Annotated in this window: 20 protein-coding genes; 6 read left to right on the top strand and 14 right to left on the bottom strand. The window is 71.7% G+C overall.

The genetic code is table 11. From position 1 onward, the window contains the following. Positions 1-11 precede the first annotated feature (11 nt). The 6 genes from ACIQAC_RS03640 to ACIQAC_RS03615 all read right to left on the bottom strand — a co-directional run bounded on the left by ACIQAC_RS03640 (position 12) and on the right by ACIQAC_RS03615 (position 6197). A complete protein-coding gene (locus ACIQAC_RS03640) occupies positions 12-1199 on the bottom strand; it encodes an MAB_1171c family putative transporter (RefSeq protein ID WP_402186581.1) in 1188 nt (395 codons plus the stop codon). Beyond that, positions 1196-2371, bottom strand: coding sequence for an MAB_1171c family putative transporter (locus ACIQAC_RS03635; RefSeq protein WP_402186579.1), 1176 nt, complete (start codon positions 2369-2371; stop codon positions 1196-1198). The genes ACIQAC_RS03640 and ACIQAC_RS03635 overlap by 4 nt, the downstream gene beginning before the upstream one ends. Next, the gene (locus ACIQAC_RS03630) at positions 2368-2880 is read right to left on the bottom strand and encodes a toxin (protein ID WP_402186577.1); all 513 of its coding nucleotides are present in this window, start codon (positions 2878-2880) and stop codon (positions 2368-2370) included. The genes ACIQAC_RS03635 and ACIQAC_RS03630 overlap by 4 nt, the downstream gene beginning before the upstream one ends. Before the next feature lie 50 nt (positions 2881-2930). Then, positions 2931-4181, bottom strand: a complete 1251-nt coding sequence (locus ACIQAC_RS03625) for an MAB_1171c family putative transporter (protein ID WP_402186575.1) — start codon at positions 4179-4181, stop codon at positions 2931-2933. Between the two features lie 222 nt (positions 4182-4403). Next, positions 4404-4976 carry a helix-turn-helix domain-containing protein gene (locus ACIQAC_RS03620; RefSeq protein ID WP_402186574.1) on the bottom strand — a complete coding sequence of 191 codons (573 nt, stop codon included), beginning with the start codon at positions 4974-4976 and terminating at the stop codon, positions 4404-4406. A 63-nt stretch (positions 4977-5039) separates the two neighbouring features. Then, positions 5040-6197 (bottom strand): hypothetical protein, encoded by a 1158-nt coding sequence (locus ACIQAC_RS03615; RefSeq protein WP_402186572.1) that lies wholly within the window; start codon positions 6195-6197, stop codon positions 5040-5042. A gap of 140 nt (positions 6198-6337) precedes the next feature. Between ACIQAC_RS03615 and ACIQAC_RS03610 the strand changes: the two genes are divergently transcribed. Further along, positions 6338-6799: an RrF2 family transcriptional regulator gene (locus ACIQAC_RS03610; RefSeq protein ID WP_402186570.1), complete on the top strand. Its 462-nt coding sequence runs from the start codon at positions 6338-6340 to the stop codon at positions 6797-6799. A gap of 138 nt (positions 6800-6937) precedes the next feature. On the opposite strand, the gene ACIQAC_RS03605 is transcribed toward ACIQAC_RS03610, so the two are convergent. The 3 genes from ACIQAC_RS03605 to ACIQAC_RS03595 form a co-directional block, all read right to left on the bottom strand. Next, positions 6938-7942: a zinc-dependent alcohol dehydrogenase family protein gene (locus tag ACIQAC_RS03605; protein ID WP_402186568.1), complete on the bottom strand. Its 1005-nt coding sequence runs from the start codon at positions 7940-7942 to the stop codon at positions 6938-6940. Positions 7943-8024: 82 nt separating this feature from the next. Further along, on the bottom strand, positions 8025-8369 hold the full coding sequence (locus ACIQAC_RS03600) for an ArsR/SmtB family transcription factor (RefSeq protein WP_402186566.1): 345 nt from the start codon (positions 8367-8369) through the stop codon (positions 8025-8027). Between the two features lie 371 nt (positions 8370-8740). Beyond that, complete coding sequence (locus tag ACIQAC_RS03595; protein WP_402186564.1) at positions 8741-9457, bottom strand: hypothetical protein; 717 nt, start codon at positions 9455-9457, stop codon at positions 8741-8743. A gap of 199 nt (positions 9458-9656) precedes the next feature. Between ACIQAC_RS03595 and ACIQAC_RS03590 the strand changes: the two genes are divergently transcribed. After that, complete coding sequence (locus ACIQAC_RS03590; protein WP_402186562.1) at positions 9657-10580, top strand: sulfite exporter TauE/SafE family protein; 924 nt, start codon at positions 9657-9659, stop codon at positions 10578-10580. Here ACIQAC_RS03590 and ACIQAC_RS03585 read toward each other — a convergent pair. After that, positions 10486-12021, bottom strand: a complete 1536-nt coding sequence (locus ACIQAC_RS03585) for an MFS transporter (protein WP_402186560.1) — start codon at positions 12019-12021, stop codon at positions 10486-10488. The two genes, ACIQAC_RS03590 and ACIQAC_RS03585, sit on opposite strands and share 95 nt — an antisense overlap. A 208-nt stretch (positions 12022-12229) precedes the next feature. Between ACIQAC_RS03585 and ACIQAC_RS03580 the strand changes: the two genes are divergently transcribed. Both ACIQAC_RS03580 and ACIQAC_RS03575 read left to right on the top strand, forming a co-directional pair. Further along, positions 12230-13138 (top strand): helix-turn-helix domain-containing protein, encoded by a 909-nt coding sequence (locus ACIQAC_RS03580; protein WP_402186960.1) that lies wholly within the window; start codon positions 12230-12232, stop codon positions 13136-13138. Positions 13139-13253: 115 nt separating this feature from the next. Then, positions 13254-13901, top strand: coding sequence for a DUF4360 domain-containing protein (locus ACIQAC_RS03575; RefSeq protein ID WP_402186558.1), 648 nt, complete (start codon positions 13254-13256; stop codon positions 13899-13901). 52 nt (positions 13902-13953) lie between these two features. Here the strand turns inward: ACIQAC_RS03575 and ACIQAC_RS03570 are convergent, their stop codons facing one another. After that, on the bottom strand, positions 13954-14196 hold the full coding sequence (locus ACIQAC_RS03570) for a DUF397 domain-containing protein (protein ID WP_402186556.1): 243 nt from the start codon (positions 14194-14196) through the stop codon (positions 13954-13956). Beyond that, the gene (locus ACIQAC_RS03565; RefSeq protein WP_402186958.1) at positions 14193-15041 is read right to left on the bottom strand and encodes a helix-turn-helix domain-containing protein; all 849 of its coding nucleotides are present in this window, start codon (positions 15039-15041) and stop codon (positions 14193-14195) included. Before ACIQAC_RS03565 ends, ACIQAC_RS03570 begins: the two co-directional genes overlap by 4 nt. 169 nt (positions 15042-15210) lie before the next feature. Here ACIQAC_RS03565 and ACIQAC_RS03560 point away from each other — a divergent pair, with 169 nt between their 5' ends. Both ACIQAC_RS03560 and ACIQAC_RS03555 read left to right on the top strand, forming a co-directional pair. Further along, complete coding sequence (locus ACIQAC_RS03560) at positions 15211-15705, top strand: ATP-binding protein (RefSeq protein ID WP_402186554.1); 495 nt, start codon at positions 15211-15213, stop codon at positions 15703-15705. A gap of 11 nt (positions 15706-15716) precedes the next feature. After that, the gene (locus tag ACIQAC_RS03555) at positions 15717-16148 is read left to right on the top strand and encodes an ankyrin repeat domain-containing protein (RefSeq protein ID WP_402186552.1); all 432 of its coding nucleotides are present in this window, start codon (positions 15717-15719) and stop codon (positions 16146-16148) included. On the opposite strand, the gene ACIQAC_RS03550 is transcribed toward ACIQAC_RS03555, so the two are convergent. After that, complete coding sequence (locus tag ACIQAC_RS03550; RefSeq protein WP_402186550.1) at positions 16123-16923, bottom strand: intradiol ring-cleavage dioxygenase; 801 nt, start codon at positions 16921-16923, stop codon at positions 16123-16125. The genes ACIQAC_RS03555 and ACIQAC_RS03550 overlap by 26 nt on opposite strands. 468 nt (positions 16924-17391) lie before the next feature. Continuing rightward, positions 17392-19011 carry a pyridoxal phosphate-dependent aminotransferase gene (locus ACIQAC_RS03545; RefSeq protein WP_402186548.1) on the bottom strand — a complete coding sequence of 540 codons (1620 nt, stop codon included), beginning with the start codon at positions 19009-19011 and terminating at the stop codon, positions 17392-17394. Positions 19012-19188 lie beyond the last annotated feature (177 nt).

The following is a 19188-nucleotide window of genomic DNA, read 5'->3' as shown; positions in this document are numbered from 1 at the left end:
ACTCCTTCGAATCAGCCATGGTTCAAGCCATGAGAGGCCCTCACCGTACCCTCGCGCGAGACGTCGACGACGGGCGAGCGTCCCACTGCCTGGGCCAGCTCCACCAGCCCGCTGGTGTCGGAGACCTCGGTGGCGTAGAGGCGGTACGTGCTCGGCCGGTCGAAGGGGTGCTCCCGGGCGGCGGCCCGGTGCGCGGCGTCGTCGACCATGGCCGCCTCCGCGATCACCCGGGCCTCGTGCGCGGAGCGGCTGATGTGCACGGCGGCGTCCCGGGCCTGCGCGCGCACCTTGTCGTCGAAGTAGGGGGCGAGGGCCAGCAGCGCGTCGTGGATGCTCACTTCACGCCAGTGCAGCCGCTCGCGGGGCGACTGCCACCAGCCGCTGGGCGGCTTCGGCGCGGTGGAGAAGCCCCGCACCCGGGACCAGAGCGGGCCGAGCCTGCGGTAGTCGCCCAGACATCGCCAGTGGGCGGTGACCGGCGGCAGCAGCCGCGGCAGCACAAAGCCCGCCGACAGCGGCAGCGCGGCGAGCGCGGCCATCGGCGGGGCCACCGCCGTGGACAGGAAGTCCAGGTCGCCGCCCGCCCAACGCGCCACGACGGCCGTGTACTTGGTCAGCTGGAAACCCAGCAGGTCCAGCGCCCCGCCCACCATGATCAGCCGCAGCCCGGTCCTGAGCAGCCCGTCGACCTCGCGCATCCACTTCAGGCACAGCACACACATCGCCACGGTCGCGACGGTGTGCCCGAGGAGGTAGAGCAGGGTCATCTCACGCATGAACGCCGTGTTCGCGTAGTAGGTGTCGATGTCGGTGAGCCGCTCGGTGTGCGAGTCGGCCAGCACGAACAGCACCACGATGGCGACGATCAGCGCCCCGTAGGCGGTGACACAGCCCACGACCATCCGCCGGATCCGCTCCGGGGGGCCGCCCCGCCAGTGGATCAGCAGGATGAGCAGGGAGCAGCTGTACGCGGAGAGCAGCCCGTAGGTCAGCGGGGCGCCGAAGTTGGTGACACCGGTGAGCTCGTTCACGGCGGCGAGGGTCAGCGGCGCCGAGCAGACGAACACACACGCGCTGAGCATGATCGCCACGGAGGTGGGGACGGTCAGCGGGTTCCGTACGGTGGTGCGCGGCCGGCGGAACAGGACCGCGGCGGCGACGGCCAGCAGCCCGGCCGCGACGTACACGACGAGACTCATGCGCTGCCCCTCGTCGCCGCCCGGCTGCTGAGGCGGGCGGCCGTGACGAGCGGGGAGCCGGTCAGGGCGGCGGCGATGAGCACCAGGGTGGCCGGTCCCGGCATCTCGCCCGGCGGCCGGTCCCCGGTGTCCGCCGGCGGCAGGTCGCTGTCGCGTTCCTCGCGCACGGCCGCCGCGACGACCGCGGCCCACGCGGTGGCCTCGGCCAGCTCGGGGGAGCCCGTGGCTCGCAGTTCGGCGTCGTGGGTGCGGTCGTACAGCACCCGGTCGAAGTAGGCGTCCAGGTGGCTGAGCGCGTTGTGGATGCTGGTCTGGCGCCACATCAGCCGGGTGGTGGGGGAGGCCCAGCGGGGCCGGGCCAGCCGCAGTGACCGGCGGGTGAGGACGTCGTCGAGTTCGCGCTCCAGCGGGGCGAGCCGGCTGTACGTCCGCCACGCCGTCAGCCAGCGGGTCAGCGCGGGCCCGGCCAGCGGCATCAGCACACCCGCGGACGTGGCGAACGCGCCGAGGCCGGCGGCCGCCAGCGAGACGTTGGTGTCGAGTACGGTCCAGTCGCGCCCGAACCAGCGGGCCACCACGGCACAGAGCTTGGCCAGGCTGTAGCCCGACCCGCACAGCGTGCCCATGCCCAGGGTGATCAGTCCGGCGCGCAGCCAGCCGTGCACCTGGCGGGCCCAGCGCAGCGCCGACACGCTGGTGACGAAACTGGCGGTGAGGTGTCCGACCAGGTACAGCACGATCATCTGGGCGATGTACGGCGTCCGCGCGTAGTAGGTGTCGAGGTCGGTGCGGCGCTCCACCGGGGCGTCGCCCAGGGCGAACGTCACCGCGATGCCGAGCACCACGAACGCGTACGCGATGATCCAGCGGCGGGAGATCCGGTGCACCCGCGGCCCGCCGCGCCAGCACACCACGAGCACCTGGGAGGCGGCGCTGTACGCGGTGATGGCGGCGTACGTCATGGGCGCGGCCAGGTTGGGGACGCCGCTGATCTCGTTGACGGCGCCGACCGTGGGCGGGGCGCCGAGGAGGAAGCAGAGGCCGGACAGGCCGAGCACCGCGCAGATCGCGCGCAGATAGGGGTCGTGCGGGTGGCGGATCAGGTCCGGGGCCTTGACCGCCAGGCCGAGCCAGAGCATTCCGCAGCTGATGTAGTTGACCAGGCCGCTCATCTGCGGTTCCCGCGGTAGTTGAGCGCGGCGCCGATCCGGCCGGCCAGTCCGTCCGGGTCGTCACCGGTGTCGCCGGCGGGTGCGGGCGGCGCCGGGGGCGTCTCCAGCAGGGTGCGCAGCCGCTGCCCCATCAGCATGCCGAACCGGTCGGCCTCCTGTTCGTCGGCGAGGCAGAAGTCGGTACGCAGCGCGGCGGGGGCGTCACCGGTGGCGGTGGAGTGCGGTTCACGGCTCATGTGCCACACCTCGTGGCAGAAGATGACGATCTGGTGCCATACGGCGGCCCGCTGGTCGACCACGATGTGGTCCTGCGACTCGCGGTTCAGCCAGAGCCCGCTGGCGGTGTGCGGCGGGAAGACCTCCCGGTGCAGCACGACCTCGCGTCCCCGCCACTCACTGACGGCCGCGACGAGCGCCGCGAACAGGGCCTCGGGGTCGGCCCGGTCGGGGACTCGCAGGGAGGCGATGAGGGCGTCGGCGAGCCGGCGCATCTCCTTCTTCGTACGCACGTGTCTTCCCCGGGGTCGTGTGGTCGTTCGGCGTCTCAACAGCGGTGGGGTCACTCATGGACGGGCACGCTCCGTACGGGGGCGGCGGTTCTGGTGGCGGCGTGGGCCCGTAACGCCGCGAGGAGGTCGGGGCGGCGCAGTGCGCGGGACACGGCGCCGATCTCCAGGAGCAGGTCCGTCGTGTCCCGCTCGCCGTACCCGGCGGCCTCGGGGAAGCGCCGCCGTCGCTCCACGGCGTCCTGGATCGTCACGGCACGGGCCAGCGCCTTCGCGCTCGCGGGTTCGTGGCCGAGGTCGCGGGCCGCCTCGTACGAGCGCCGCCAGCGGTCCTCGTCGAAGTGCCGGGCCAGCGGCAGCAGGGCGTCGCGGATGAACGTCTCGCGGCGGATCAGCCGCAGCTCGGGTGTGCCGCGCAGGTCCAGCGGTACGCCGGAGCCGTGCACGGACCGCATCAGCAGGTACAGCGGGCGCAGTTCGCGGTGGGCGAGCCGGACCCGCCGGCGGCCGTGCAGATACTGGCCGCTGTGCGGCAGGATGAAGCCGACCGCGATCAGGATGGCGGAGACACAGGCGATCGGCGGGGCCACGCCGGTGTTCAGCCAGTCCAGGTCGTGACCGCTCCAGCGGGCCGCGACGGCGGTGAACTTGGACGCGTCGAACGCGAGGTTCAGCGCGTATCCGGCACCGAGTGAGGTCAGCCCCCAGCGCAGCCAGGCGTCGAGGCCGTCGGTCCGGATCCAGTTCCAGATCAGCTTGGACGTGATCAGTACGGCGACACAGTGCGCGGTGAGGTAGAGCAGGGTCATCTCGCGCATGAACGGCGTGTTGGCGTAGTAGGTGTCCAGGTCGCGCACCCGCTCCACGGGGGCGTCGGCGAGCGCGAACAGCACCCACAGGGCGACGATCACCCCGGAGTAGACGCTGATCACCCAGCGCCGCGCGCGCCGGGTCGGGGCCGACCGGTCGGCAAGACCGTTGCGCCAGGCGATGATCAGCAGCAGACAGGCCCCGCAGAACGCGGTGAGCAGCGAGTACACCCACGGCGCCGAGATGTTGGGGACGCCGGTGACGCGGTTGACCCAGGCAATGGTGGCGGGGGCGACGAACACGAAGACCGCGCAGGCGAGCAGCAGCAGACCGCCGACGGCACGCAGCAGCGGGTCCTTCCAGAGCCGGATGATCGTCGGCGCCTTGATGGCCAGCGCGGCCAGGAGGACGGCGGTCGGGACCCAGGTGAAGGAGCCGTACAGGTCGCCGACGAAGGCGGCGGGATCCAGCGCGAGCGCGCCCGCGATGCTCATCGGACCCCCTTCTCACTGCCGTTCGGCAGCTTGTCCGAGGTTACGCGGGTGGAAGTGTCCGCGTCACGCGTCCGACGAGCGTTGGCCGACCGCCCACGATCGGGTCGGCTGGAAAGTGCCGCTGTCGCGGACATGATCGGACAGTTCCGGAACATGATCCGAAAGTTCTGGCACGAGATCACACTGCTGGGGAGGGGTGCCGGGTGCGCGGGGCGCCCCGGATCAGCCGGTCCGGGCCCGCAGATGGGCCCGTTCCCCCTGCTGTCCGAACAGCACCAGCAGCTCCACGGTCCGCTCGTCGGCGGACCCGAGCCAGTGCGGCACCAGGGTGTCGAACTCGGCCGCCTCGCCCGCCGTGAGGACGAGGCTCTGCTCGCCGAGGAGCAGGCGCAGGCGGCCGGCGAGGACGTAGACCCATTCGAAGCCCTCGTGGGTCTTCAGGTCGGGCTCGACGCCGGGCCGCGGCGGGATCAGCAGTTTGTGCGCCGAGATACCGCCGGGCCGGCTCAGCGGTACGTGGGTCATGCCGTGCCGGGTGACCGGCTTGAAGTGGATCCGCGGATCGCCGGTGCGGGGCGCGCCGACGAGTTCGTCGAGCGGGACGCGGTGCACCTCGGCGAGCGGCAGCAGCAGTTCCAGCGTCGGTCTGCGGCTGCCGCCCTCCAGGCGGGACAGGGTGCTCTCGCTGATGCCGGTCCGCGAGGCGAGCTCGGCGAGCGTCAGACCGCGCCGGTGCCGCAGGGTGCGGAGCCGGGGCCCGACCCCGTCGAGCACGTCCTTCTTCTCGTCGCTCACACCCGCCAGCTTGCACAAACGGCACTCGCTCCGGCAAACGGCGGGCGCGGTCGACGGGCGGCCTCAGCGCTCGATACGGATCTGGGCGGGCGGATAGGGGTACGAGGAGGTGGTGCCGACGGCCCAGTAGCCGTCGGCCGTTCCGGGCACCCGGACCAGGGAGCTGGTCAGGACGGGGGTCGAGGACAGCGGCCCCCGCTCACTGACCCAGGCCGTACCGTCCCGGCGCAGGTAGTGCGCCCGGGTCTGGTCCCAGAAGTCCCAGCCCGCGATGCGGTCGGGCCCGCCCTGGTCGTCGGCGGTGATCGCGGTGAGCATGCCGGGGCTGAAGGGCGCGGTGACGTACTGCCAGGACGTGCCGTCCCCGTGCATGAGCGTGACGCCCGGGGGTTTGCCCGGGGGGCCGCCGACACCGTAGGCGTGGCCGACGAGCCAGATGTCCTGGTCGGTGACGGCCAGCAGATCGTTGATGCTCGCCCGGATCCCGCCGGGGGCGGGCAGCTCGGTCCACTGGACGCCGTCCCACCGTCCGACGTACTCGGCGGCGAAGACCCAGACGTTCCCGCCGGGCCCGACGCGGACGCCGGACTCGCTCAGGGACACCGTGCTGGGCGGCGCGGGGATCCACCGCCAGCCGCTCTGGTTGCCGCTGCCGTCGCCGTACAACAGCACGGATCCGTCACTGCCGCGGCCGGAGAGCCAGATGCCGCCGGTGGAGTCGGCGGCGATACCGGTGAGCCGGGTGCTGGTCTGACCGCGGCCGGGGAAGTCGATCTCCTGCCAGGTGGTGCCGTCCCAGCGGAGCAGACGGTCGCCGCCCGAGGTGCCGACGGCGTACGCGACCCCGGCGGAGGTGACGGCCACGGAGTGCAGGAACCCGCCGGCGAACGGCAGATGGCCGAGGTCGACCCGGTTCCAGGAGCCCCCGTCCCACACGAGGCCGAGCGGCACTCCCCTTGTACTCCCGTTCCGCCCTTCCTCCCCCACGGCCCAGGCGAGGTCGGCCCCGGCGGCCGCGACGCCGATCAGCTGGGCGGCGGGGGTGCCGTCGGGCGCGGGCACGGCCTGCCAGTCGCGGGCCGGGCCGGCGGGCTTCGGCGCCACCGTGCCGGGCGGCTCGCCCTCGTCCGGCCCGGCCGCCGCCGCGCTTCCGCCCGCGGCCCCCAGCCCGATGCCGGCCCCGACTCCGACGACCCCTCCGATGAACGAACGTCTTCGCATGACGGACCCCTCCCTGTGTTCCCTCTACGGCGACAGGACGATCGCGTGCCGCGGTCCAGCCTGCCGAAGAGGACGACGCGGAGGGACGGACCATTCCGGCCAGTCACGGGCCGGGGCGGGTCTGGCCCCACAATGGACCCATGAGGATCTCGGCAAGGGCGGACTACGCGGTGCGGGCGGTACTGGAGCTCGCCGTTCGGGCGGGCGGCGACGACCCGGTGAAGGCGGAGGCGATCGCCGCCGAGCAGGACATCCCGCACAAGTTCCTGGAGGGCATCCTCGGCGACCTGCGGCGCGGCGGCATCGTGGAGAGCCGGCGCGGTGGTGGCGGCGGCTACCGGCTCGCGCGCGACCCCGCGAAGATCACGCTGGCGGACGTGATCCGCACGGTGGACGGCCCGATCGTCTCGGTCCGCGGCGAACGCCCCACGGGCCTCACCTACACCGGCACCGCCGAACCCCTCCTCCCGGTCTGGATCGCCCTGCGCGCCAACGTCCGCAAGATCCTCGAAGGCGTGACGATGGCGGACATCGCGGGCGACGAACTGCCGGAGGAGGTACGGGGGTTGGCGGCGGACCCGGCGTCTTGGGTGAACCCGTGAACCCGTGAACCGGTGGACCGGTGGACCCGTGAACCGGTCAACTCCTCCGCCCCCTGAACTCCTCCGCCCCCTGAACTCCTCCGCCCCCTGAACTCCTCCGCCCCCTGAGCTCCTCCGCCCCCCTGAACCCGTCGTCCGCTAGCGCGCGGCCTCGTGGTCGACCGTCACCACGATCTTGCCCACGTGGCCCGAGGCCTCCATGTAGCGGTGTGCCTCCGCGATCTCGGTGAGGTCGAAGGTGCGGTCCACGACCGGGGTGAAGGCGCCCGTGGCGAGGCCCGAGTTGACGAACGCGACCGCGCGGCGGAGGCGTTCGGGGTTCAGGGTGATCTCGAAGAGGGTGTACGTGCTGGTGCTCAGTGCCGGGTACGAGGCCGCGTTGGGGAGCGGGGTCGTGCGGCGGTCCAGGGTGCCGTAGACGACCAGGTGCCCGCCCGGTGCCACGGCCAGGGCGATGGTCTCGACGCCGGGGCCCGCGACCGGGTCGAAGGCCAGGCGGACGCCCTCGCCGCCGGTGATCTCCTTGACGCGGGCCGGCAGGTCCTCGTCGTCGGTGACGATGACGTGCGCCGCGCCGGCGTCCAGCAGGCGCTGCTTCTTGTCGGCGGTCCGGGTGGTGGCGATCGGGATCGCGCCGATGCGCAGGGCGATCTGGATCGCGGCCTGTCCGACGCTGCTGGAGGCCGCGGTGAGGAGGACGTGGTCGCCGGGCTGCACGTGGCCGGACTCGGCGAGGGGGCCGTAGGCGGTGACGTACGCCATCCACACGGCCGCCGCCGACACCGGGTCGACGTCCGCGGGGCGGGGAACGACCGCGGCGGCCGGTACGACGACGTGGTCGCCGTAGGTGCCGTACCGGCTCTGGAGGAACGCGGGGACGACGGCGACCGGGTCGCCCTCGGTGAGGCCGTCGACGCCCTCGCCGACCGCGTCTACGACGCCCGCGGCCTCGTAGCCGAGGGTGGAGGGGAAGGTCGGGTGGTCGAAGTAGCTGCCCTCGCGGAACATGATCTCGGCCCGGTTCAGGCCGATCGCGTCGACGCGGATCCGTACCTCGCCGGCCTGTGGGGCGATGGCCTCCACCTCGCGGAGGGTCAGGACCTCGGGGCCGCCGAACTGGTCGAACTGCACAAGCCTTGCCATCGCGGAACCGTCCTCAGGGCAGGGGGGACGCACCGAATCGGCTCGGTGCCGCGGCCCACACTGCCCCAAGGTTTGATGAGTGTCAAACTTTGACGCGTGTCGAAGTATCGGCGGCCACCACCGACGCCAGCAGGCCGGGGAACCGCCCCTCCATCTCCTCCGCCCGCAGGGCGTTCAGCTTCATCGTGCCGACGTAGTACTGCCGGACCAGACCGGCCTCGCGGAGCACGTTGAAGTGATGGGTCAGCGTCGACGTCGACACCGCCGCCTCGAAGGTCCCGCAGCTCTTGTCCTCGTCGGCGGCGGCCATCTGGCACACCACGGAAAGCCGCACCGGATCCGCCAGCGCCTCCAGCACCTGCTGAAGCGACACCTCCGCCGGCTCGGGATGCTCGATGATCCGAGCGACGGCACGGGGGCGGGCCACGGCGACTCCTCTGGACGGCGGGGGCACGATCAGTGCCATAGTACGACGACCGTCGAAGAGTGGAACCGACGAGCAGCGCCTCTGAGTGTCGGACTCGGGCCGACGCGCCGGGACTGCACGCCGTTGTACGTCCGCTCCGGATCCACGAGGACCACCTCTCCCCGGCTTTCCGCCGCTCGCAGTTCTGGTGTGAACCGGTGCCGCTGTAGCAGGCCGGCCGGGCGTAGCTGGTGTCGACTCCTCGGGCGGCGAGGAGGGCCAGCACCCGTGGAGGGTTCCGCGTGCCAGGAGACCCACTCGCGGCACAGGCGACGGACACGGTTCGCCCCGTCCGGGGACCGCGGGCAGTGGTCCTGATCGTGCGGCCGGGGTCAGTTCCAGCCGGTGACCTTGAAGTTCTTGTTGACGAAGATGTGGTGTGGCCAGTTGACGCTGATGTTGTGGACCTCGTACTCGCCGTTGGCGAGTTCCACGACACGGTCGTTGACGCCGCCGGGGACGACCGACTGGGCGGCCTTGACCGCCTTGTCGGCGGCCGTGCCGTTGATGATCGTGCCCTCGCCCTCCGTGTAGTCCGGGATCGTGCCCACCGACTTGTCGGGGGACGGTGTGCCCTTCTGGAAGGCGATCACGCCCGCCTTCTCCGCCGCCGCCGCGCCGCCGTCGCCCTTGGGCTGGACCGTGACCTGCGTCGCCTCGATGGTGGCGCTGTCGACCGTGCCCAGGACCAGGACACTCTCGCCCTTCTTCACCGCCTTCTCGGTGGCGTGCGCGGTGCCCTTCTCGTACTTCGTCGCCGAGGTCTCGGTCACCGTCACCGTCACGCCGGTCGCGGTCGTGAAGGTGAATCCGGACGCCGACGTCGTCGCGACGATCCCCGTCGCCCCGCCCGCCGACGGGTCCGCGACCGCGCCGCCGCCCTCGGGCGCGCTCGGCGACGGGGCCGGTGTGTCGGCGGCCGGGAGGGCCGCAGCCGCCGTAGACATGCCGGTGAAACCGGCCACCGCGCACGTCAGCCCGGCGGCCAGCAGCAGGCCGGCCCTCTTACTCGTCAGCAGCCGACGGGCCTGCGGGGTGTGGTCGTTCATGGTGGAACTCCTCACGTTCGGGACAACGCGAAGAGCGTGGCGCCTGCACCTACGAGAACCCTGTGCCGCGCCTGAAGATCTCCTGACAAGGCGCCCGGCCCAGGGATTCTCACGTCGTGCACAGAAACGGCGTCTAGCGTCCGGCTCATTCCCACCGTTCCGATGGGAAACGCCGGCGAACAAGGAGCCGTGGAACCTCATGCGCACACTGATCCTGCTCGCCCTCGCGGGCCTCGGTGCCCAGCTCGTGGACGGCAGCCTCGGCATGGCCTACGGGGTCACCTCCACCACACTGCTGCTCGCTCTCGGCACCAACCCGGCCGCCGCCTCCGCCACCGTGCACCTCGCCGAGATCGGCACCACGCTGATGTCCGGCGCCTCCCACTGGCGGTTCGGGAACGTCGACTGGAGGGTCGTTGCGCGGATCGGCGTCCCGGGCGCGATCGGCGCCTTCCTCGGCGCGACCGTGCTGTCCCGTCTCTCCACCGAGGTCGCCGAGCCGGTGATGTCGCTCATCCTGCTGGGGCTGGGCGCGTATGTCCTCGTTCGGTTCACCGTCCGGGGGCTGCCCAAGCGACGGCTGGGCGCACCCCTGCGCCGCCGCTTCCTCACCCCGCTCGGCCTCGTCGCCGGCTTCCTCGACGCGACCGGCGGGGGCGGCTGGGGCCCGGTCGGTACGCCCGCCCTGCTCGCCTCCGGCCGCATGGAGCCGCGCAAGGTGATCGGTTCCGTCGACACCAGCGAGTTCCTCGTCGCGGTCGCCGCCAGCCTCGGCTTTCTCTTCTCCCTGGGCTCGCAGGGGCTCGACTTCGCCTGGGTCGCCGCCTTCCTCCTCGGCGGTGTGATCGCCGCCCCGCTCGCCGCCTGGCTGGTCCGCCTCCTCCCGCCCCGCGTCCTCGGCTCGGCGGTCGGCGGCATCATCGTCGCCACCAACGTCCGCACCCTCGTCAACAGTGACTGGACGGATCTGCCGGGCACGGCAAGCACACTCGTGTACGTCGTCGTCTACGTGCTGTGGGCCGCCGCGCTCACCTACTCGGTCCGGGCGCATCTGCGGGAGCGGGACGGGGAGTTGACGGACGTACCGCCGGAGGGCGAGCCGGTCGGCGCGGCCACGCGGTGAACACGCCCAGCGCCACGTGCAGGGCCGCCGCCACAACCGCCGCCGCGCGCAGCCCCGTCACAAAGGCCGCCTTCGCGTCGGCGGCCACCGCCGGTGCCAGGCCCGGGAGTTGGAGCGTCTCGTCGAGGGTGGCGGCCGCGTCCGGGCCCTGGACGCGGAAGACCAGGGCGGCCAGCGAGCCGAGCAGCGCGATACCGAGGGCGTTGCCGATCTCGTTGCTGGTCTCGGCGATCGCCGCCGCGGCCCCGGCACGCTCCGCGGGCACCGCCGCCACGGCCGTGTCGGCGACGACGCTGAACGAGATCCCGTAGCCGACGCCCGCGACGACCGTCGACGCGACGTACCAGCCCACTCCGCCCCCGACCCCCACCGGCAGCAGCAGAAGCAGACCCGCCGCCACCAGGAAGTGGCAGGTCACAAGCGCCGCCCGGGTGCCGGTACGGGCCGCCAGCACCGGCGTCACCACACATGTCACCGTCAGGACCACGGCGCCCGGGAGCGCCACGACCGCCGCCTCCATGACCGTCAGCCCCAGCACGGACTGGAGATGGACACCCCCCAGATACGCCGTCGCCGACCACGCCGCCAACGGCAGCAGACCCGTCACGACCGCCACCGCGAACAACCGGTCCCGGAACAACCGGACGTCGATCAGCGGCTGCTCCAGGCGGAGTTGGCGCCGCACGAACCATGTCAGTACGGCGATCCCGGCCACCCCCGCCGCCGACACCACCGCCGTCGGACCCTCCGCCGCCGTGTGCTTGACCGCGTACACGGTCAGCAGGATGCCGCCCGCGGACAGCACCAGACTCAGTACGTCGACACGGCCCGTCCGCGCGCCGCCCGGCACCTTGCGCACCTCCCGCAGCAGCAGCGGGGCCAGCGCGAGGAACAGCACCACCACCGGGATGTTGATCAGAAACACCGAGCCCCACCAGAAGCCGCTCAGCAACTGCCCGCCGACCGCCGGTCCGATCGCGAAACCGGCCGCGAAGGTCGCCGCGAAGATCCCGATCGCCCGCGCCCGCGTCCGCGCGTCGGTGAACAGCTCACTCAGCACCGCCAGCGCGGACGGCAGCAGCGTCGCACCGGCCACGCCCATCAGCGCACGGAAGGCGATCAGCGCCTCGGGCCCGGACGCGAACGCCGCGCCCGCCGACCCGATCCCGAACACCGCCGCGCCCGTCATCAGCAGCCGCAGCCGCCCGTACCGGTCGCCGATGGTGCCGAACGCGACGAGCAGGGAGCCGACGGCGAATCCGTAGACGTCGAGGATCCACAGCGCCTGGTCGGCGCTCGGGGACAGGGCCTCGGTGATCCTCGGCATCGCCAGGAACAGCACCGAGCCGTCCATCGCCACCAGCAGCACCGGGCCGAGCACCACCAGCAGGCCGAGCCAGGCCCGTGCGCCGGGGGCGTCTGAAACACGCTGATCAGTCATGCCCCGACGGTCCGGCCCCGCCGTCCGGACAACCAGCCCCGTGCCATGGGTACACCTCGCAGGGGTACCCGGGCGGGCGGCGTGGTCGCCTACGCTCGACGGCAGGGAGGTCGACACCATGGAGGCCAACGGCACGCGGATCCACGGCAGGGAGGCCACAGGCATGCGGCCCGGCGACATTGGGCCCGATGGCATGGGGCCGGACGGTATGGGGCGGGAGAGCCTCGGGGCGTACCTCAAGAACAGGCGCGACCGCGTCGGCCCGGACGACGTGGGACTGCGCACCTACGGCACCACCCGCCGCGTCCCCGGTCTGCGCCGCGAGGAGCTGGCCCAGCTCGCCGGAGTGAGCGTCGGCTACTACATCCGGCTGGAGCAGGACCAGGCGGGCACGGCGTCCCGGCAGGTGCTCGACGCCCTCGCCGGCGTACTGCGGCTCGACCCCGCCGAGACCTCCCACCTGCACAACCTCGCCCACCGCCCCGCCGCCCCCCGACTCGTCCGGCCCCGCCCCGAACGCCCCCACCCGCGCGTCCTCGCCCTTCTGTCGTCCCTCGGCGAGACCATGCCGGCCCTGCTCCTCGGCCGCCGCGGCGACGTACTGGCCTGGAACCGCACCGGACACGCCCTCTTCGCGGCCCACGTCGACTTCGACGCACCCCACGACCTCGCGCACCGGCCCTCCATCCCCCGGATGTTCTTCCTCGACCCCCTCACCCGCGACCTGCACGCCAACTGGGCCGAACTCGCCCGGATCCACACCGCCTACCTACGGCTCACCGCGGGCCGCCACCCCGGCGACGCCCGCCTCGCCGAACTGATCGGCGAACTCGCCATGCGCGACGCCGACTTCGCCACCCTCTGGGCCCAGGGCGACGTCGCGGACTGCACGGTCGGCACGATGCGGCTGCGGCATCCGACCGTCGGCGCCCTCGAAGTCGACTACCAGGTGTGGGTCCAGCCCGACAGCCCCGACCACCGGCTGGAGGTCTACACCCCCAACGACGCCAACTCGGCAGCGGCGCTTGGGGAGTTGGCCGGATACCGACCTGGCCGCGACGCACCGGTCACCCTACGATGCGACCGCCCCCGACCTTCACAGGGTGTTCACAACTGACCCACAAGTCGGGAGTGGTGCGGGTTCGTCATCGGCATGAGCTTTGACATGTTCATGACTAAACCAACACCGCATGGTGCCACCCCCCGAACTCCGAAGCACAGACAGGAGAACCATGGCTGCTGGGCTGCTTCTCAGCGGCGCGATCGGCGCGCTGCTCGCCTCCGCCGTACCCGCGCACAACCCGTCCGGCGGGTTCGAAGACCCGCCCCCGGACAAGATCATCATCAAGGTCGCCACGGTCAACGGCTCCGGCTGCCCCCAGGGCACCACGGCCGTCGCCGTCTCCCCGGACAACACCGCCTTCACCGTCACCTACAGCGCGTACCTCGCCCAGGCCGGCGGATCCTCCAACCCCACGGACTTCCGCAAGAACTGCCAGCTCAACCTGGTCGTCCACGTCCCCGGCGGCTTCACGTACGCCATCGCCAGCGCCGACTACCGCGGGTTCGCCGCCTTGGAGTCCGGCGCCAAGGGCACCCAGCGGGCCTCGTACTACTTCCAGGGCTCACCCGACACCCAACAACGCACCCACCCCTTCAACGGCCCCTACGACGACAACTGGCAGGCCACCGACGAGACCGACTGGGCGCAACTGGTCTGGGCGCCCTGCGGAGTCCAGCGCAACTTCAACATCAACACCGAGCTGCGGGTGACCGCGGGCACGGACCGCACGAAGACCAGCTTCATGACGATGGACTCGACCGACGGTGACATCAGCACCGTGTACCACCTGGCGTGGAAGGAGTGCCCGGAGAAGTGACGTCCCGTGCGGCCGGGTGCGGGTGCGGGTGCCCGCGCCCGGCCGCACACCGTCAACGCGAGATGTGCGTGAGGAAGTCCGCCCAGGGGGCGGGGGAGAGGGTGAGACGGGCGCCCTCTTGGTTCTTGGAGTCACGGATGTGGATGAGTTCGGGGCAGGTGGCCACCTCTACGCAGTCGCCATCGCCGCCACTGCTGTAGCTGGACTTGTGCCAGGAGAGAGCGACTTCGACGCAGTCGTCACCGGAGCCGCCGCTGTAACTGCTCTTGAACCAGGCCAGTTCGCTGGTGCTCATAATTCTCCTCGCATCCGCTGCAACAGGCTCTTGGAGTCTTTGAGAGTGAGGGCCTGTGAGCGCATCCTGGCATACCGCATCTGCAACATGGTGACCACCTTTGGGTCACCGATGAGCTGGCCGCTTTCCTGCCCCTCGCAGTAGCAGAACCGCTGGTTCTCCGGCGTTTCCAGCAGCCGCATTGGGCCATCAAGTCCCGCGTGCGTCTCCTGTTCGGTCACCATGACTTGGATCTCGACATTCCGCATCTCGCCGATCTCCAGCACGTGGTCGATGAGTTCGCGCGTGACATTCAGGCCACCCGTTCGGCGCCGGAAAAGGTGCTCTTCCAGGATGAACCCGAAGGCCGTGTTCGGACGCTCCCGCAGCAGCCGCTGACGCTCCCGGCGGGCCGCCCACTGCGCCTCCACCTGCTCGTCGTCCAGCGGCGGGAGTTGGTTCCGGAACAGCGCCAGCGCATACGCCTCCGTCTGCAACAGCCCCGGGATCAACCGGCATTCGTACGTGTACAACGTGATCGCGACGGCCTCCAGCCGGGCCCACTGCCTGAACCACGCCGCAAGCCCCGGCTGTCGGGCCAGATGTCGTACGGCGTTCCGTAACGCCCCGGTGTTGCCGAGGACCTCCTCCGCCCGCTCGACGAACGTCGGGTCCGGCATCCGGCGGCCCAACTCGACCGAGGCGACCGTGTGTTTGGAGAATTGGACGCGCCGCCCGAACTCCTCCCGGCTCAGCCCGGCGTGTTCTCGCAGTGCCTGGTGCACCGCGCCGAATGTCCGCATACTGTCCGAGGACTCCGGCTCACCGCCGGTTCCCGTTCCCGCTCCCGCCGCCGTACCCGCCATGCCGTCGCTCACCGTCGGCCACCTCCCGCGCACCAGCCCCGCTGCACACCATCGCGGTCAATCGTCACGGGAAGTCACCGGTACTGTCCAGAAGGTGAGCGCGTACGCAGGGTCTGCGTACGCGCTGTTGCCCTGGTGAAGTGCCCTGCGGGACCGCCACATTGGGCACATGTCCGCTTCTTTTCCTCCCCAGCAGCTGGTCACCGTACGTATGTTCACGCAGCGTCTGAGCGCGACGCCGCGGGGCGCCAGACTGGCCCGGCATCTCACGCTGGGTCACCTGGAGATGTGGGGCGTCCCGCACGACTCGGAAGTGTCGGAGAAAGTGGCCTTGGTGGTGGCCGAGTTGGCTGCGAACGCCGTGACGCACGGCCGGGTGCCGGGCCGCGCCTTCGAGCTTCGCGTGTGGTGGATGGCGGGGAGTGTGCGGATCGAGGTGACGGACACCCGGAGCGGGTCGCGCCCGCCGGGGCCGGGGGAGGTACGGCCACCGGATCCGCTGGCCGAGTCGGGCCGGGGGCTGGCGATGGTGGACGCGGTCGCGGACCGCTGGGAGGTGGTGGACCGGGAGCCGCCGGGCAAGACGGTACGGGCGGAGATCGACGTACCGGGCTGGCTGCGGCTGACGAAGGCCGCCGCTCCGGTGCCACGGGCCACCCCATAGGCTCGGCGACCGTGAACAGACGTAAGCAGAAGAAGCTGTCGAGGGCGCTGGTGGGCGCGGCGATGATGGGCGACGGCGGCAGGGTGACCGCACTCCTGGGCGCGGGTGCGGACGCGGACACGGCCGACCCCGACGGCACGACTCCGCTGTACGCCGCGTCCGTTCACGGCGCCGCCGACGTCGTACGTCTGCTGCTGGCGGCGGGGGCCGACCCGAACCGGGAGAGCGGCCACGGCGCGGAGGGCACGCCGTTGTGCGCGGCGGCGTGCTGGGGCCACGAGGCGGCCGTACGGGAACTCCTGGCGTCCGGAGCCGACCCGGCCCTCCGGGAGGACCACGGCATGGGGAAGTCACCGCTGGAGTGGGCGAGAACGGGCCCCTACCCGGGCACGATCGAGGCTCTCTCCGCGGCGGACATCAGTCCTGCTCGACGCCCAGGGTGAGCGAACCGGCGTACCCCTCACCGGGGTTGGCGCCCAGGGCGGTGAGGGTGAGCAGGCCGGAGGCGGCGCCGCCGTTGTCGTAGAAGGAGTCCTCGGCCAGCGGGGTGCGGCGGACGGTGTTCGCGCGGTACTCCGTGAGGGCGGCGACCTCCGCGGTGGTCTTCTCGTCGAAGAAGAGCTGGCCGGTGTGGAGTTCCTGACCGCCCTCGAAGGAGCCGTCGTCGGTCGGCTCGACGTCCGTGTACACCTTGACGTGGATGTGCACGCAGCGGTCGCCGTACCAGCCGGGGTAGATCGTCCTGAACTCGGCGACACCGGCGGAGTCCGTACGCAGGGCGCCTCGCAGGAACCGGCCATTGTCGGGCTCCTCGTGGCCGTTCGCGCCGACGAACCCGGAGTACTCGCCGAGGGCGTCCGCGTGCCAGAGCTCGACCATGGCTTTGGGCAGGGGGGTGCAGGTGTCCGCGTCGACGACGGTGAGGGTGAGGTCGAGGGGGATGCCGGGTTTGTTCTCGGTGAGGTCTGGGCGGACGAGTGTGCCGTCGAGGTGGTAGGGGCCCTCGGTCGCTTCGCGGGTGAGTGTGCAGGCTGTTGGGGCGGCCGTGTTGGTCCCCTGCGGGGTGCGGGTCCCCTGCGGGGTGGCGGTCGACGGGGTCGGTGCCGCGAGGTCGTCGGAGTCCGACACGCATCCGGCCATGGCCAGGCCGGCGGCGGTGCCGGTGGCGATCAGTACGGTGCGGCGTCCTAGGGGGGACGTACCCGGGGTGTCTGCCATGGCTACCGCACAATAATGGAACGAACTGTCGGAAACCTGTCGCCGTCGGCTGGGTGCGGGGCGGTGGGGGGCGTTTGCGCAGTTCCCCGCGCCCCTGGGGCCTCCGGCCTGTTGTACGGGTGCGAGTCCGTGGGGGCTGGTCGCGCAGTTCCCCGCGCCCCTGGGGGGTGATGGCTGTTGTGTGGGTGCGGGTTTGTGGGGGCTGGTCGCGCAGTTCCTCGCGCCCCTAAGAGCCTTGCAGCTTGCGCCTGTTGTAAACGTGGCGCCGTCGCGGGGCCGCCCACTCGCCGCCGCTGCGGCCTTCCACTCGCCGTAGCCGCGGGCAGTCGTGCCGCTGGGGCGGCACGGGTGGGCGCGGCGGCAGCCCGTCGCGCCGGGCTGCGCAAACGTCCCCACCCGCACCCCCGCGCGCCGGGCTACCGAACGCCCTCACGCGCACCCCCGTACCCCCGTACGCCGGACCCGTAGCTACCCCGCGTTCGGCCAGCCCGCTGCGTTTGGCCAGCCTGTTGCCGGGGCCGGGGTCAGGCCGTTGGTGCCGCGGACCTGGGCCGCGGTGAGGCCGCCGCGGGCCGGGACGCCGGGCGGGGTCGGGCCGGTCGGCATCGGCGCCGGTTGGGGGGCGGGGGCAGCCATCGGTTGCGGGGCCGCCTGAGCAGCCGCCGGCACCGGCACTGGCACCTGCTGAGGGATTTGTTGGGGGATCTGCTGGGGGAACTGTTGCGGCACGGGCTGCTGCATCGGCTGCGGCATCGGCGGCGCCACCATCGGCTGCGCCGCCGCCACCATCGGCTGAGGCGCAGCCATCGGCTGAGGCTGCTGCGGAGCCATCGGCTGAGCCACGTACCCCATCGCCTGCGCCGCGAGCCCCGCCACCCCCGCCCCGTTCGTCGCGCTGACCAGCCGGTCCACCGCCGCCGTACCCGAGCTGTAGCTGGTCCCGTTGCCCAGCTCGGGCACAGCGGCTCCCCTCCTGGTCCCGTAGAGCACCTGTTCCAGGCCGGACACCAGGCGACGCACGTCCACCTGGGGGCGCACCACGAGCCGCAGGAAGCGGCTGGACGAACCGATCTTGTTGCCGCACTCGCGGACCAGGATCCGGTGCTCGGTGAGCAGCCGGTCACGGACCACGGTGCCCTCCGCGCCCACGGGCAGGCGGACGAAGAGGAAGTTGCCCTGCGAGGGGTAGACGGTGAGGCCGGGGAGCTGGGCGAGCTGGCCGGCCATGTCGAGGCGGTCCCGGCGGACCTGCTGGAGGCTCTGCGCGTACTCCGGGCCGTGCTCCTTCAGCATGAACACCACGTACTCGGCGAACGCGTTGAGGTTCCACTTCGGCAGCATCGAGCGGACCTTGCCCGCGAGCGCCGGGTTGGCGACCATGTAGCCGAACCGGATGCCGTGCAGGCCGAAGTTCTTGCCGAGGCTGCGCAGCACGATGACGTTGGGGCGGATCATCGCCTCGTGGACCACGCTCGGCTCGGCCTCCGCGTCCGCGAACTCCAGGAACGACTCGTCGATCACGACCAGGTCCCGGTCCGCCATCGCGTCCATGAACTGCACGATGGCGTGCTTGTGCAGGAACCCGCCGTCGGGGTTGTTGGGGTTGCAGAGCACGGCGACGCGCGTGCCCCGCGCCCGTATGAACTCCGCGTACTGCGCGAGGTCCAGGGCGAATCCGCTGGACTCCTGGAGCGGGAACATGTCGACCCGCTTGCCGGTCTCCATCGGCTGGTCGGTCCAGCGGCCGAACGTGGGGACGGGGATGGCGAGGGACTCCCGGACCAGCAGGTGGTCGATCCAGGTGATCAGTTCGGTGGAACCGTTGCCCATCGCCACACACTGCGGCGGAAGCTGGAGCAGGCTGCACAGCTCTGCGGTGATGGTGTCGGCGCCGCTCGGGTAGTACGTGATGATGTCGCGCAACCGCGCCGCCATGTCGTCGAACATGGCCGGCGTGGGGAAGTACGGGTTGCACGGAATACAGAAGTCGATCGGGCCGGCTCCCTCGCCGCCCTCGCGTGTCAGTGCCGCCATCGACGGGCTGTGCGCCGCCGTGCTGCGGAACAGCGAGGTGACGTTCTCGGCCATGGAACCTCCGTATGAGGCGGGCCCGGTGGGGACGTCCGGGCCCGTCTGATCTGGGTGGCCCGCGCGGGGGAGCGCGGGCCACCCCTACATACGAGGTTCGGCGGGAGGCCGTTCAACTCATGTGAGAGAAGTGTGACGTTCACGCCCCGTCACCGGTCTGGTCGCGGGGGACTGTGC

Source organism: Streptomyces sp. NPDC088387 (genome assembly GCF_044753385.1).
GTDB lineage: Bacteria > Actinomycetota > Actinomycetes > Streptomycetales > Streptomycetaceae > Streptomyces.
Note: the sequence above shows the minus strand (reverse complement) of the source record. Positions and strands in the feature narration are given on the sequence as shown.

What these genes read in the sequence shown, in the direction of transcription:
- ACIQAC_RS03610 (WP_402186570.1), top strand. Translation starts at nt 6,338, where the DNA reads ATGAGGATCTCGGCAAGGGCGGACTACGCGGTGCGGGCGGTACTGGAG.
- ACIQAC_RS03585 (WP_402186560.1), bottom strand. Translation starts at nt 12,021, where the DNA reads ATGACTGATCAGCGTGTTTCAGACGCCCCCGGCGCACGGGCCTGGCTC.
- ACIQAC_RS03550 (WP_402186550.1), bottom strand. Translation starts at nt 16,923, where the DNA reads ATGGCAGACACCCCGGGTACGTCCCCCCTAGGACGCCGCACCGTACTG.
- ACIQAC_RS03570 (WP_402186556.1), bottom strand. Translation starts at nt 14,196, where the DNA reads ATGAGCACCAGCGAACTGGCCTGGTTCAAGAGCAGTTACAGCGGCGGC.
- ACIQAC_RS03595 (WP_402186564.1), bottom strand. Translation starts at nt 9,457, where the DNA reads ATGAACGACCACACCCCGCAGGCCCGTCGGCTGCTGACGAGTAAGAGG.
- ACIQAC_RS03590 (WP_402186562.1), top strand. Translation starts at nt 9,657, where the DNA reads ATGCGCACACTGATCCTGCTCGCCCTCGCGGGCCTCGGTGCCCAGCTC.
- ACIQAC_RS03635 (WP_402186579.1), bottom strand. Translation starts at nt 2,371, where the DNA reads ATGAGCGGCCTGGTCAACTACATCAGCTGCGGAATGCTCTGGCTCGGC.
- ACIQAC_RS03615 (WP_402186572.1), bottom strand. Translation starts at nt 6,197, where the DNA reads ATGCGAAGACGTTCGTTCATCGGAGGGGTCGTCGGAGTCGGGGCCGGC.
- ACIQAC_RS03565 (WP_402186958.1), bottom strand. Translation starts at nt 15,041, where the DNA reads ATGGCGGGTACGGCGGCGGGAGCGGGAACGGGAACCGGCGGTGAGCCG.
- ACIQAC_RS03605 (WP_402186568.1), bottom strand. Translation starts at nt 7,942, where the DNA reads ATGGCAAGGCTTGTGCAGTTCGACCAGTTCGGCGGCCCCGAGGTCCTG.
- ACIQAC_RS03575 (WP_402186558.1), top strand. Translation starts at nt 13,254, where the DNA reads ATGGCTGCTGGGCTGCTTCTCAGCGGCGCGATCGGCGCGCTGCTCGCC.
- ACIQAC_RS03545 (WP_402186548.1), bottom strand. Translation starts at nt 19,011, where the DNA reads ATGGCCGAGAACGTCACCTCGCTGTTCCGCAGCACGGCGGCGCACAGC.
- ACIQAC_RS03560 (WP_402186554.1), top strand. Translation starts at nt 15,211, where the DNA reads ATGTCCGCTTCTTTTCCTCCCCAGCAGCTGGTCACCGTACGTATGTTC.
- ACIQAC_RS03640 (WP_402186581.1), bottom strand. Translation starts at nt 1,199, where the DNA reads ATGAGTCTCGTCGTGTACGTCGCGGCCGGGCTGCTGGCCGTCGCCGCC.
- ACIQAC_RS03625 (WP_402186575.1), bottom strand. Translation starts at nt 4,181, where the DNA reads ATGAGCATCGCGGGCGCGCTCGCGCTGGATCCCGCCGCCTTCGTCGGC.
- ACIQAC_RS03580 (WP_402186960.1), top strand. Translation starts at nt 12,230, where the DNA reads ATGGGGCGGGAGAGCCTCGGGGCGTACCTCAAGAACAGGCGCGACCGC.